The organism is Arthrobacter sp. B1I2, assembly GCF_030816485.1.
GTDB lineage: Bacteria > Actinomycetota > Actinomycetes > Actinomycetales > Micrococcaceae > Arthrobacter.
Window position 1 is genome coordinate 41,901 of the sequence record NZ_JAUSYC010000004.1, and the last position, 13,101, is coordinate 55,001.

Below are 13,101 nucleotides of genomic sequence, written 5' to 3' on the forward strand. Positions count from 1 at the left end.
GGACGTGTGAACGTTTCATGCCGCTAACTCTGACAGACCACTACGGTGGTCTCAAACGCATCAATCCGGCGTTCCTTACCGCTACAGCGGGTGACTTGAGATAACCGTGCAATATCCAACTGTGATGCCCATTGCGAGTACCTGTGAGCTCCAGAACCGGTTGCCTGTTCAGCGACAGTTTATGCGTGTCCGTCCCCGGCTGGTTCTAGGGGTCGTTGCAACACCTGAGTGATTGGGGTGTTGTTGTGGGTTTTGGCAGGCCTGAGATCTTGCGTGAGGTGGTTCGGGTTTTCTGGGAGGCGAGGTCTTCTGGAGCGTCTGATGAGTTGGCGGCGGAGGCGGCGGGGATCTCCCCGTCAGCGGCCCGGGTGATCGTCCGTCAGCATGGTGGGGTGGATCCTTCGAAGAAGCCTCCGTGCGGACGGTTCTTGTCCGTCAGTGAGCGTGAGTTGATCGCTGTGTGGCGGGCGGCCGGGTGCGGGATACGTGAGATCAGCCGGCGTTTGGACCGGAGTCCGTCCACGATCAGCCGGGAGTTGGGCCGGAACATCCGCAACGGGGGCCACCGTCCTTATCTGGCGTCCTCGGCGCAGAACCGGGCGCAGAAGCTGGCCCGCCGGCCGAAGGCCCGGAAACTGGCTGTTAACGAGGCCCTGGCACTCTACGTCGCCGGGATGTTGACGGCCCGGGAGCGGTTGTCACCGGAGCAGATCAGTGCCCGGTTGCGGATCGATTTCCCCGATGATGAGAGCATGCGCATCAGCCCCGAAACGATCTATCAGTGCATTTTCATCCAGGGCCGCGGCGGGCTGAGAGCAGAGCTCACCGCGGCCCTTCGCACCGGCCGTGCAGTGAGGCAACCGAACCGGCGCGCGGGGATGCGGAAGCCGCGGGTCCCGAAGGAGTTGCTGATCAGCGAACGCCCCGCCGAGGCCGATGACCGGGCAGTGCCCGGACACTGGGAGGGCGATCTGATCATTGGTACTCCGGGCACCGGGGCAATCGGAACGCTCGTCGAACGCAGCAGCCGCTTCGTGATGCTCCTGCACCTGCCCAACGGCCACACGGGCGAGCAGGTATTGGCCGCCATCGAGGAAACCCTGCCCACCCTCCCGGCTCAGCTGCGCCGGTCCCTGACCTGGGACCAGGGCGCGGAGATGGTCGGTATTCACGAACGCGTCAAGATAGCCACCGGCGCGGACGTTTACTTCTGCGACCCTCACTCACCCTGGCAACGCGGCACGAACGAGAATACCAACGGGCTCCTGCGCCAGTATTTCCCCAAGGGCATGGACCTGAGCAAAGTCACCCCCGAGGACCTCGACTACGCCGCGGCAGGACTCAACGGGCGGCTACGCAAAACCCTCGGCTGGAAAACACCCGCACAAGCCCTCCAGCAAATACTGGAAGAATCAGCAGCCTAGGACGTGTTGCAACGACCACTTGAATCCGCCCCCCCGCTCTGTGCATCTTTGGCGGTCCGAGCGGACCACTTCACCCATCCCCTTGCAGAGGCATCAGCGGATTAGTATCCCGACCTGTCCCAGCCGTTCTGACCGTGGAGCTTGGGCTGCAAACGAAAGCGTGAGGACAGGTGGCTCCGTCTTTGCTGGTCGATCGCGGCCCAACGACAAGACGACTAGATCATTTATCGGGGCCCGGGCAGGGCGGTGATCGGTGCCATCCAACCTCGCCGCTGAGCGCATTGCGCCGGCGGTCGTGGTTTTCGGACTGCCAGCGGCGTAACTTGGCCCGTTCTATTTTCCAGTCCGGAGAATGTCGGAGCTGGCTGCAAGTATTGTCTGATGCTTCGAAAACTTGCTGATGAACTGTCCTTCACAGTGTCGATGAACCTCCAACTTGCGAAACTTCGGCTATCCGGCTGCGGGCTACGGCGGTACCGCGAAGGCTTTGACGCTGGTACTCAGTGGGCCGTGACCACACTGAACGATCGTTGCCCCAGCCTTCCCGCAAAGGTTTGGCCGGGCATCCCCAGACCACGATACGAGGAATCGAAGTAGACCAACTGATGGCGCCGTTGCTTCGCGCTCTGTGGGACTTGGGCCTCGAGACCCAGTTCTCGTGCCAAGGTGACGCCGACAACTACCTTCCCCATGAGCCGCTGCTCCATTACAGCCGCGCGCAAATAGTTTTCGCCGACTTCGACCACGCCTGCAAGTTCGTTCGGAAGACGATGGAACTGTTGGACAGCGCCGCCTACAGCGAGGGAGGAATCGACATATCGACAATGGATCGTCTGGACGAACAAACCCATCGTGCGGCGGTTTGGTTTCCCCCTCAAATGCTGGACCAGATCACCCAAATCTGGGTGGAGTTCGAAAGGACGGTTCCCGAGGCAGCGCAGCGTCAAGTTTGAACTAGGCGGGGAACGTTTGCTCTGCAGCTCTGCACCCACAGCCTGCCAACGGCGGGAGGGAGAGAGGTGCACCTAGCGTCCGAATGTCCTGCGAGTCCACCGCGTTGCAGCGAGCAGCGGTCACGTACAGATACGATCAGCATCGCCGGAGTGAGGGTGAATCTGTCTGGTGACAACCGTTTCCTCGCTGCGTGATCAGTCAGTCGTAGCTACGATCAGCCTTTTGGTCGGCCGGCTCAATGCTACGTAGAGGTGATTGGGTGCCGTGATCGTCTTCGGGTTGAGAACAATTACGTTGTCGAACTCCAAGCCCTTTAGCCGGAGTGTGGTGCCGACAACTGTCCCATATGGTTGCCAAGATGAGCGGTGATTCAGCCGCTCGATCAACTGCGCAGCGCACTCTTCCACGGTCGATTCCTGGCTCGCTTGGTTCATGGATAGCGCGCTAATGAAGAGTTTTTGGAGCTGTGGTCTGTAGTTGTATCCGCCGGGGCCGTTTATAAGGTGACGGAAGTAGCTGAGCGCAGCAGCTGCGCTTCCGTTGGCGAGGTATCGAGCAGCTGCGAGAACGATGGGTTGTTTTGACCGGCTGATTGTCCCTTTTGTCGTTAGATTCTTCTTGAGGGTCTGGACAACGGCTGTGGAGACGCCTGTCCTGGTCTGTGCCGCGAACGCGATGAGTGCGACAAGGACCGCGGCTCGGTCTGATGAGCTATCCAAGGTCCGCGCAATTTTCCGGACCTCAGACAGATCCGTTTTTTCCGCGACACGAACCCGCCCTTTATACGAACGCGCAATTCCGGACAATGCGTTGATGTTCGCATGGTCCGGGGAGATTATCGCGGTAGTCCCGTGTCGGGGGATCAGCGAGGACAAGCCGCCCTGCGAAGCATCACGCGCCAATGACACAAACTCCAGAGGATGAGGGCTGGCGGTGGGTCTCCGCCCGGCCAGCAGGTCGGCCCGAGCCAGTGCAAGCCATTCACCAAGACTTGGGTTCGTATTTTTCCACCTATGGGGCGTTGTCAATGTGGTCAGGAGGGGGAGGACTTCGGTGGAACCGTTCCACGCCGCGGAAGGGGCGGCGCCGAAATCGAAGATTGCCTGCAGCGGATCCCCGAGAACGACGGTCGGAATGACACCGGACAGGACTTCCACGGTCTGTGCCTGTTCGACACTACAGTCCTGAAACTCATCGACAATTAGGAGATCAAACCCCATTGCCACTACATCGACAACTGTCTTACTTTTTAGCGCCCGTAGAGCGGCTGATTGGATGCATGCAAGATCGGGTCTATCGCCCTCTTTCCACTCGGCGCGGGCGGGAAAGGCGCGTACGAGCCTGAGACTGAATGCGGAGATCGTTTCTATGCGCGGCCGGTTACGGCCCTGAGATGCAACGCTGCGCCTGAGTGCTGCGATCCCGGCGTTCGTGTGTGTAAGAACCAGGATGCGGAGCTCAGGGTGGTTCTCGATGGTACGACCGATGGAATAGGTCTTGCCGTGGCCGGCAGGCGCCACCACGGCTCCTGTGCCAAGAGTGGCCAGGTCCACTGCCTCAGACACTGGCCCCCCATGCGAGGAGCTCATGGACGATTCGGGCGGCAGGAGAGTCAACAGTCTTTGCTTGGCTGTCGCTCAGCGCGATCTCCGCAAGCAATTCACCGCCGCTTGTCGACTTGAACCAATTGGGCCCTTCCTTCTTCGCGAGGCGCCATAGGGCGTTTTGGAGAGCAGCTAGCTGAGTATCCGGAACGGCTTCAGCTGCCACAATTCTGTCGGTGACAGATGTCGGACATTCTCTGGAGGCGAGGGCAGCAGTGACGGATTGGCGTGAGGAGTTCCCCATCCCGTGTACCAGAACCTGACGCAGCCCTTCTGCAGAGAGGGACTCGATGATCTGCTGTTCCGTACATTTTGACTCGTCGCACCTGATCAGGGTTGTAGTTGAAGGCAAAGTCGACAGGTCGGTTTTCGTGTCATTGTCACAGAAGACCGCTGTGCGGTAGCCGAGATCGGCGAATGCAGTCGCATAAGAGACCAAGTTTCCGTCCCCGCCGGCATCTGCGGTGGCCACCGCTGTTATTAGATGCAGATCGTTTCCCTCAGCGTGAGCGTAGACACCCCGGGCAAATCCGGCTTCGGTGGCACCCTCACAAATCAGGACGCAGGGCGCGAGGAACGCCTCGGCATTTTTCCGAAGAGCGCCTTGAAAGGTTACACCGGGGACGACTGCAGTGGTCCTATGCAGTGGTTCGCTTCGGACGACGGCCAGGTCTGAATGCTTCAACTCACGAAGTACGACAGGGGAATGGGTGGTCACGAAGACCTGCGTAAGAGGGGATTTATCGGAGGTGCGGAGCGCGAGTGTGCGAAGCAGATGCCGAATCCGGAATGGCTCCAAGCCGGACTCCAACTCATCAACGAGGAGGACACGTGCATCTTCGGAGTTTGCCAGCTGCACCGCGATGCCGGTGAGGCGCCGGGATCCGAGTCCATGACGTTCCAATGGGACATCACCGCTGTGAAGAGAAACTGCGCCTTCTCCGAGCTGAAAAGAGTCTGCATTGAGCGCTGCCGAAAGAGTCGCTTCAGCCCGTATACCGCGCAGCAGGCGAGCCTGCGTCTTTACTTTCTCGGCAATACCCGTGAGTTCATGGAAAGCATTGATCGTGGCGCTCTTCGCCGCCCTTGATGCTTCAATCAGCGTTTGACCAGTGGGACGCTGATCCTCCGCCCCTGTCATTCGGAGGAGCGCGGAGGTCCGCGACCAGCGCAGGTCAGTGATGTTATCGCTGCCCACCCTGACCACCCCGAACGCTGCTCTGTGGGACGCCCGAAGGACACCTGGCGTGTTCTGTCGATCAGCGATTACCTGCCAAACCGGTTCGAGGTAACGGTCAACCCGAAGCTCGACTGTCAGGGCCGGTGTTTCAGTATCTGGCTCGTCGACCAATGCACCGGTAGTTGGATCCACGCCGCGTACGTAGTTCATGAAAGCGTCGAGTCCGAGAAGTTCGGCTGGGGGGTCAATTACGGTTGCCCGGATAAGAAGACCTGCATTTGCAGTAGAAGGACCGTGGAAGTCATTGTCCGTAAAGGTATGGCTCCATCGGGGCGAAAAGAGCAGGCCGAGAGCATCCAGAATGGTCGTCTTGCCGGAGTCGCCGGGCCCAACCAAGGCCGTGATGCCGGTGCCCGGCTGCCATTCCATTTGCCGGATCCCTCGGAAGTTCTCGATGAGAACGTCGTGTATTTGCACGCTTTCTGCCCTTTTCAATTAGGGCGTGAGTGCCCACCACTTTGCTCTGTTCAATCTATGGGAATGAGGGGCGATTCTGTTTCGCCGTTGAGTTTCACACTAAATGCAACTCTGCCTGTGGATGTGGAGATGAAAAAGCAAGACGGAACTGGGAGCACTTCTTTGAGTCGAGCAAACTACCTGTTCTGCCAGCTGCAGTAATGGGGCCTTCAGAGGAGAGCTGACTGCGCCGGCCCTTGCCGATCGCGTTCCCTAGCCATGACAACAAAGTCCTCAACGCTCATCAGCCATTGCCGTTGCTCCTGCTTATACGGTTCGTGCAGAGCACGGGGGATGACGAGCTGGATCCTGTGGTCCTTCATTTCATCGGTCTGCGCCGGGCTAATAGGGCTCTCCAATGTCAGCAAATGCTTGTCCTCAATGCGTTTTGCTTCGCTGAGGACCTGCCGCCATCGGTCTTTGCACGTGGTCTTGACTCCCAACATGGTCAGATCGAGGGCCGGAAAATTCGGGTCCCGGTATTCGTTGATACTGGGGAAGATAAAGTCCGGGCGTGCCCGGTTTTCCGTCACCGGATTGAAGGTGTGGCGGACATCCAAAGCATCGAAGAGGGCGATGAGTTGGTTCTCCAGTCCCTTCCCGGCGCGGCTTTTACGTCGGTTATGCAGGGAGAGGGACACCTCAATGAACCGGTCCACGTCCACGTGCCCGTCGCTGTAGAGGGCATCCAGAGTGTCAGTGGCGAGATGGCGTTCCAAGGTTCTGAAGAGTATTTCTTCCTGCTCCATCCACGCCATCAGCACCATATCGGGGTCGTCGGCCGGACGAAGGTCAGGGAGAGTGGAACGGGCGAAAGCACCAAATTCGGCTGAGGTCGGGAATCGGGGTCCGAATTTGGCCAAGATCCGGTCGAGCCATGCGTCGTTGGCTGGTTCAATGGCGATGCCGAGCATGTCCAGGAGGTACATGGCGGTCAGGCCCAGGCTGTCGTGCCCAGCCTCTAGCCCGGCGCGGACGGAAAAGCCATGGCGCTCCAGTACATCTGTGCCGAAGAGCCAGTCCAGCTGGGCGGCGATGCTGGACCCGGACGGGGCCACGATAAACAGGGCGCCCCCGGCTTTTTGCTTTGCAATGAACACGATGTCACCAGGCTGCGCCATTTTCATCGCGTCTACCGATGCCGGGTAGTACAGGCGGTATTCGGACCGGTTGGGGGTGTTCAGCCGGGCATCGTAGAAGGTCAGCGTTCCATCTTCTGCGACCGGCTCATCGGTCTCGTCAGATACGAGCAGGAAGCGCGTCGGAATGACCAGCCTTTCCGTGGGGCGCCCAAAGAGCCCTTGGAGGGCTTTAACGCCGTCGAGTTCATGCTGATTTGAACTCCTCCCGACCGTTTCGACGGTGCTGAGGATCTTGGCAGCTACTCCGTCGAAATGGTCAGCCAGGTCACCGAAATCCATACTTCCCCCACGCTAAAAACCAGACATGCACGCCGAAATTGACCGTATCGCGGTGGCGTCTCCGACAGTCACCGCGACACGGCCGCGGACGTGAGGCAGGTCAGGCAGAAAGGGGCTCGACTGTGGCCGGCTGGTTCACGATTTTGAGTACGTGCGGGGTCATGATCCGGGCAATCTCACTCATCACGGGCGTGACGACGCTGTTCCCGAACTGCTTGTAGGCCTGGGTGTCACTCACCGGGATCCTGAAGGTGTCCTCATATCCCATCAGGCGCGCGCACTCACGGGGCGTGAGCCTGCGAGGACGAAGCCCGTCCTGTGAGACGAGGATTTCTGAGCCGTCCTTGTAGTACCGCGCGGAGAGGGTCCGTGAGGTTCCCATCGGGTGAACCAGTCCGAAGCCAAAGCCATTGCCGGCGGCCTTGTGCTTGGCAGCGTACGCCTGCAGATAAGCCCACAAGTTGGCCGTCAGCGTGAACTTGGCCTGCACTTCATCATTCTCGTGGTCAAAGAACCGGTCTCCGTCCCATTCGAGGAATGGTTCGGTCCCGTCGGTCTTGTGCAGGATGGTGTGAAGCTTCGGGCCCACCGGCGGGATTTCCAGATCGTCCCAGCTGAAGTCAGTGGGTTCGCGGAAGCCGACGATGATGATTCGCTCCCGGTGCTGGGGCGTGAAGTTGATCGCGTCGATGACCTTCGTGTGGACCTCGTACCCGAGTTCCTCCTCAAGAGTCTGCATGATCACGGCAAAGGTGCGTCCCTTGTCATGGGATCGGAGATTTTTGACATTTTCGAGCATGAACGCCGCCGGGCGCTTTTCATTGATAATGCGGGCCACGTCGAAAAACAGGGTGCCCTGGGTGGCATCCTCGAACCCGTGCAGGCGGCCGAGGGAGTTCTTCTTGCTTACCCCCGCGATGGAAAAGGGCTGGCAGGGGAAACCACCGAGCAAAACGTCGTGGTCCGGGACTTCTTCCGCGGGGAAAGGCTGGATATCCCCGACGAAGGTGTGGGAGTCTTCCTGGTCGTCCGGGAAGTTGGTCAGATAGGTCTTTTCGGCGTACTTGTTCCACTCACTGGTGAAGACGCAGCGGCCGCCGTGGGCCTCGAAGCCCTTCCGGATGCCGCCGATACCGGCAAAGAGATCAATGAACTTGAAATCATCCGCACCCGCAGCTGTCCGCAGGCCCAGCAGTTCCTTGAGCGCAGGCGCGAGCATTGTGGGGCAGGCGGTCTCGCCGCTTTCCCAGCGCGCTACAGTGCGATCTGAGACGTTGAGCTGCTCCGCGAGCTGACGTTGGGTGTACCGTGCACGGGCCTGGGCAAGGAGTGTATTTGCGTTGTCCATCATGTCCTATCTGGGTTGTTCACCCGACATTCTGTCGTATATCTGACCCAGAGCCGGGGCGGCGCGCCGGGCTGGGTGGCGTGACTTTGGCCGCTGCTAGGTCCAGTTCGCGGCCTCAGCAATGGGCGGGTAAAATTGCGAGAGCTTCTTTGCATCCCCCCATTTGTAAAGCAGCGAAGAACCCCATGCTTGAGTCCTTTGGATTCGCGTGGGGTTCTTTTTTGCCACCCGCTTCGCCGGTCCTCATGCCTTCGGCTGAATGGGTCTAGGCCGCGGCCGCTCCGGTGTCGGTGATGCCGGCGAGCAGCCACTGCTCTGATAGTGGATCGCGGCGCAGTTCGAAGGTTCGAAGCGCCGATGTTGCAGTCAAGCGCACTTGGACTTGTAAGTGCTCGATGTCCACCAGGTTCCCGACTCCAACCGGCGCGCGTTTGGCAGTGTTCCACCAGTCCGAACGGCTGAACCAGCGCACAGGCTCTGCAGCGACGACCCATATTCGGCCGTCGTACCGGACCGCGAGGGGAGTGCCGGCGGGGGTGAACCGGATGTCGACGGGAGCGTCGAGGGTCATTTCACTTGCTGTTGTTGTCACGGCTGGTCCGTTCTCCCAAATTCCTGTTCATCATTTCTTCCCGGCGGGTGACCGCCGAACTCCATACCCAAGTCCGGTACGTGACCGGCCCGTCCTTCCACGTCACTTCCGCCGCTTTTGCCGTCCACGCGAATACCTCCCCGTCTACCAGTTCTGCGCAGTTCGGGAACCGGATCCACGCCTTCACAGGGATCCCCGGATACCCGTTCTTGGCCGGGAAGTGCTCAAAATCGAGCTCTTCCACGGTCAGCCCAATCGGGCCGGCCCGTCGCGCGTACTGCGCTTGCAGCGCGGCAGCTTGCTCCGGTCCCATAACACAACCTTAGAACATATATTCGAATAGACACGCCAACAAAAAGCGGCCGTCTAAGCCGCAGGTTTCATTGTGGGGGAGGGGTACGACAAAGGCCGGGTTGCACGCCAATGGGGACAGCCTGAGCTGTGCGGAGGGCTCCACCCGACCCCAGTGGGCACAACCCGGTCCCTCATGCCATGGGCTCCGCTGCGCTCCACCCAAGAGAAGGTCCTGCGCATCGCTCCGGCCTGTAAAAGCGTTGTTTTGCCTTACATGTGGCTGGGTTGTTCTCCGTACAAGGCCACTGATCGTAGCCGTCCGGGGGCCCGACCCGTCAACCCACGCTCCCGTCCAGGGCCACGCGGTCGCCAGGGCTCCCTTATTTCGCGGCCCTGCCCGTGCACTCTTCGGGGTTGACGGCCCACCCTCGACCGGCTGCGACAGTGGGGGCCTCGGGCGGCGGGGCAGGAGGGAGGTGGCTACATGAGCATCGACGAACTGATCAAGCTCACGACTTCGGTCGTGAGCCTGCTGACAGCGGTCATCGCTCTGCTTTCCACGCGGAACGCGCTCTTAACGAGCAAACGCTCCCGAGCTGCTGGCCCGGTCTTAGCCCGCCGGCTTTGTGTCCGCCGAGGAGTCCTCTGCCGGAAAGCTGCGGAGCATGGCGGCCATGCTCCGCACGCTCGCTGGGTCCTCCTGCCAGGGCTTGCCGTTACGCGTACAGGCGTGGACACCGTTCACCCCTGAACATTTAGCCGCTTCGGCGAATTCTGCCCATGCCTCCTGGAGGTCCGCCAGCTCTGCGGGCGTCAAAGGTTCCTCCGCCTGCGGCTCAACGACGGCTCTTGAAACAGCCGCGTCGCCCGCCGCTGTCCGGCCTCTCCTGAAAAAGCTTCCCAGTCCCATACCCCTGCCCCTCTGAAATAGATGTCCCGCCAGGAGGAGAACTCCCCCGAGTTCCGCTGCAACTGGCGAGACGCTCCTACGCTACCAACGCGGACAGGATCCCTTGGGAAAGAATGCAGCGGGCTCGCATTCCAAGGAATGCGAGCCCGCTGCTTTTTGCAAACATCCTGCTGCTTACGCCTTCGAGCATCCCACACAAGGAGGTTGCCGTGGAGTTTTAGGCCCTGCCGTCACCGGCCAACTGGGGGAAACGGCCGGTGACGGAGGACGCTCTCATTTTACGCTCGCCAAGCCTGGTTTTCGCTGCGCTTCAACCAGTTGATGGGCGTCCGCTTGCGCGGCCGGCTGTGGGGGCCAGTGCTGTCCGTCGCAGAGCTCCGGCCTGCCCTGGCCCTTTTGTGTCTGCGACGCTTTTTGGCTGCTGTCCTGACGGATTGTACGTGTCCGCTCCGGCCCGTCTAGCCCCTCCTCCGTCGGGGGCCTGCGGTGCAGGAATTTCCCTCCGGCGCTCCTTCGTCGCTGATTTCCTCCGGGAATTTCCTACCCCTTGCCCTGCGGGTAGACAGGCCTCCGTCGGCCACAGCTCCGCAAGCTTCGCCAGCAGCCAAAAACAACGGGGGGAGAGGGGAGCTGGCCGGTCACCTTGATCGCCCCACCCGCCACCATTCCCCGCAAAGGATGCAAAAACCATGAATGATGCAATTCGCATTTCCCGTCCGTCCGATATCCTCGGCTTCGTCCCGCACGCACTGGGCTTTGTCCCGCAGGAGTCTTTCGTGTTCCTGACGTTGCGGAACAAAGCACTGGGCGCCACCCTCAGGGTGGATGCCCCGGCCGCGGGAGACCCTAGTGTTTTCGCGCGGGCGATGGTGTCCTATCTCGCGGCTGACAATCAGGCCACGTCCGTTCTGCTGGCCGTCTACACGAATAGTCCGGCCGGTGCCGCCCCGCGGCCGTTCCATTCGTACATCGAGGCTGTAATTCAGGAATTTGAGGCAGCAGGAACCCCGCTGAAGGATGCGTGGCTGGTTACCGCTGAGCACTGGCGGAATCTGCTGTGCGACAGTGAAGCCGGCTGCTGCCCGCCCGAACCGCTGGACTCCATCACGGACGGCCATTTGAACGCGGAACTGGTTTTTCGCGGGAGCAGCTATCAAAAGACGCCCGGGACATCCTATGCACCGTTTACCGGCCCGGCAGAAACAGCCGAGCTAATCAGGGAGGCAATGCCCGCCATGTTCGCAGCAGAGCTGCACACCGGCCGGGCCCTGTGGGCCGAAGTGTTGGGCCGGGGAGATTGCCCGGACCCGGAAAAGGCAGCCGAGCTGCTGGCATGCTTCCAGCGCCCGGACCTGCGGGACGCAATGTTCGTGAACGTCATTGATCCCCAGCGGCCCAACGCAGAGGACTGCGGAAATCTGCTGATCGGTGAGGGCATCGCGCCGGACTGGAACGAAGTGGACCGGGCGCAGGACGTGGCCCGGACCCTTATTGCAGCAACCCCGGAGGGTTACCGTGCCCCGCTGCTGACACTGATTGGGTGGCTGGCATACCTCAAGGGACAAGCCACCATCGCCGTTGAACACTTCAACCTCGCGATCGAGGACACCCCCGGTTACCGGCTTGCCGAGATGATGGAGGAGCTGGTGAAGCGCGGAACCATCGCCCCTGTCGCGCAGGACGCGGCCACCGCATACAAGCGGCACCGCTAAGACCATGAGGGGCCGGGCGAGGCGTCCGGCCCCTCATGCTGGCGGGCGGCCTCCCCCGCCAGGGCTCCTCCGGCCGCGGTAGACGCTGGCGCGGGCGCTGCCCCAAGACGAACGCCAGAGACTGCAGCCGGGCTACAGTGAGAGGCTAAAGCCATCGCTCAACACCAAGGGGGGCCGCATCGTGGGCCACGATTTCATGCTCACCGCCGACGACGTTGCACCCGAAGGTGCAACTCACGCCCAGGACATTCTGGAGCTGTCAATGCTGACCATGCCCACGCGCTCCTCAGCTGTCGACATCTCCTGGGACAAATCACCGCTGGACTACTGACATCCGGCAGCGATCACGCTGCCTCTAATCTCTGCTGAGGAAACAGAAGCTGGCACCATAACGGGGGCCGGCTACACCTCGCTAACTGGCAGCTAGCCTCCGTACAAAACCGCGTGCGGACGGGCTGGTTCGCAGGGCTCACCAATGGATCGGGCGTCCGCTGGCGCGGCCGGCTGTGGGGGCCAGTGCTGTCCGTCGCAGAGCTCCGGCCTGCCCTGGCCCTTTTGTGTCTGCGACGCTTTTTGGCTGCTGTCCTGACGGATTGTACGTGTCCGCTCCGGCCCGTCTAGCCCCTCCTCCGTCGGGGGCCTGCGGTGCAGGAATTTCCCTCCGGCGCTCCTTCGTCGCTGATTTCCTCCGGGAATTTCCTACCCCTTGCCCTGCGGGTAGACAGGCCTCCGTCGGCCACAGCTCCGCAAGCTTCGCCAGCAGCCAAAAACAACGGGGGGAGAGGGGAGCTGGCCGGTCACCTTGATCGCCCCACCCGCCACCATTCCCCGCAAAGGATGCAAAAACCATGAACGCCATCACTACCGAAACCGTGACTACGGCCGACACCAACGAAGCAATTGAGAAGGTTTCCGTCCTTCGTGACTACCACGAAAACGGCGGTTACGACTGGATGGAGCTGATTGAAGCAGAAGGCTGGGCAGTCCTTGGAGTGTGGGGCTGCGACGGCTGGGACTTAGGCCAATGGCCTTACGTCATGATCGCCGTCACGCGGACAGCTGACACTATCGGTGGCCTGTTTGGAGTCGCCTCCTACTGCGAGGGGGACGTGAAAACGACCTACTACCGCAGCCAGCGGGCGCAAT

Annotated in this window: 11 protein-coding genes; 5 read left to right on the forward strand and 6 right to left on the reverse strand. The window is 60.9% G+C overall.

Going from position 1 to position 13,101, the window contains the following annotated elements:
* Positions 1–215 precede the first annotated feature (215 nt).
* Together QFZ57_RS21530 and QFZ57_RS21535 are read left to right on the forward strand one after the other, a co-directional pair.
* Positions 216–1,424 (forward strand): IS30 family transposase, encoded by a 1,209-nt coding sequence (locus tag QFZ57_RS21530; protein WP_306901976.1) that lies wholly within the window; start codon positions 216–218, stop codon positions 1,422–1,424.
* A 605-nt stretch (positions 1,425–2,029) separates the two neighbouring features.
* Positions 2,030–2,377 (forward strand): hypothetical protein, encoded by a 348-nt coding sequence (locus QFZ57_RS21535; RefSeq protein ID WP_306901978.1) that lies wholly within the window; start codon positions 2,030–2,032, stop codon positions 2,375–2,377.
* A 195-nt stretch (positions 2,378–2,572) separates the two neighbouring features.
* Here the strand turns inward: QFZ57_RS21535 and QFZ57_RS21540 are convergent, their stop codons facing one another.
* The 6 genes from QFZ57_RS21540 to QFZ57_RS21565 form a co-directional block, all read right to left on the reverse strand.
* Positions 2,573–3,943 carry a UvrD-helicase domain-containing protein gene (locus tag QFZ57_RS21540; RefSeq protein WP_306901980.1) on the reverse strand — a complete coding sequence of 457 codons (1,371 nt, stop codon included), beginning with the start codon at positions 3,941–3,943 and terminating at the stop codon, positions 2,573–2,575.
* Positions 3,936–5,639 carry an ATP-dependent nuclease gene (locus QFZ57_RS21545; RefSeq protein WP_306901981.1) on the reverse strand — a complete coding sequence of 568 codons (1,704 nt, stop codon included), beginning with the start codon at positions 5,637–5,639 and terminating at the stop codon, positions 3,936–3,938. The genes QFZ57_RS21540 and QFZ57_RS21545 overlap by 8 nt, the downstream gene beginning before the upstream one ends.
* Positions 5,640–5,848: 209 nt before the next feature.
* Positions 5,849–7,099, reverse strand: a complete 1,251-nt coding sequence (locus tag QFZ57_RS21550) for a type II restriction endonuclease (RefSeq protein ID WP_306901982.1) — start codon at positions 7,097–7,099, stop codon at positions 5,849–5,851.
* A 100-nt stretch (positions 7,100–7,199) separates the two neighbouring features.
* The gene (gene dcm, locus QFZ57_RS21555) at positions 7,200–8,447 is read right to left on the reverse strand and encodes a DNA (cytosine-5-)-methyltransferase (RefSeq protein WP_306901984.1); all 1,248 of its coding nucleotides are present in this window, start codon (positions 8,445–8,447) and stop codon (positions 7,200–7,202) included.
* A gap of 265 nt (positions 8,448–8,712) precedes the next feature.
* Positions 8,713–9,018: a hypothetical protein gene (locus QFZ57_RS21560; protein ID WP_306901990.1), complete on the reverse strand. Its 306-nt coding sequence runs from the start codon at positions 9,016–9,018 to the stop codon at positions 8,713–8,715.
* 1 nt (position 9,019) lies between these two features.
* Positions 9,020–9,352, reverse strand: coding sequence for a hypothetical protein (locus tag QFZ57_RS21565; RefSeq protein ID WP_306901986.1), 333 nt, complete (start codon positions 9,350–9,352; stop codon positions 9,020–9,022).
* A 1,667-nt stretch (positions 9,353–11,019) separates the two neighbouring features.
* On the opposite strand from QFZ57_RS21565, the gene QFZ57_RS21570 reads away from it, so the two are divergent.
* From QFZ57_RS21570 to QFZ57_RS21580, 3 genes are all read left to right on the forward strand, one after another.
* On the forward strand, positions 11,020–11,955 hold the full coding sequence (locus QFZ57_RS21570; RefSeq protein WP_373461336.1) for a DUF4192 family protein: 936 nt from the start codon (positions 11,020–11,022) through the stop codon (positions 11,953–11,955).
* A gap of 181 nt (positions 11,956–12,136) precedes the next feature.
* Positions 12,137–12,286: a hypothetical protein gene (locus QFZ57_RS21575; protein ID WP_306901988.1), complete on the forward strand. Its 150-nt coding sequence runs from the start codon at positions 12,137–12,139 to the stop codon at positions 12,284–12,286.
* 517 nt (positions 12,287–12,803) lie between these two features.
* The coding region (locus tag QFZ57_RS21580) for a hypothetical protein (protein WP_306901989.1) at positions 12,804–13,101 on the forward strand (298 nt) is incomplete at its 3' end.

Excerpts from the sequence above, each read along its gene's own strand:
- QFZ57_RS21535 (WP_306901978.1), top strand. The coding sequence starts at position 2,030 with ATGGCGCCGTTGCTTCGCGCTCTGTGGGACTTGGGCCTCGAGACCCAG.
- QFZ57_RS21550 (WP_306901982.1), bottom strand. The coding sequence starts at position 7,099 with ATGGATTTCGGTGACCTGGCTGACCATTTCGACGGAGTAGCTGCCAAG.
- dcm (WP_306901984.1), bottom strand. The coding sequence starts at position 8,447 with ATGGACAACGCAAATACACTCCTTGCCCAGGCCCGTGCACGGTACACC.
- QFZ57_RS21560 (WP_306901990.1), bottom strand. The coding sequence starts at position 9,018 with ATGACCCTCGACGCTCCCGTCGACATCCGGTTCACCCCCGCCGGCACT.
- QFZ57_RS21565 (WP_306901986.1), bottom strand. The coding sequence starts at position 9,352 with ATGGGACCGGAGCAAGCTGCCGCGCTGCAAGCGCAGTACGCGCGACGG.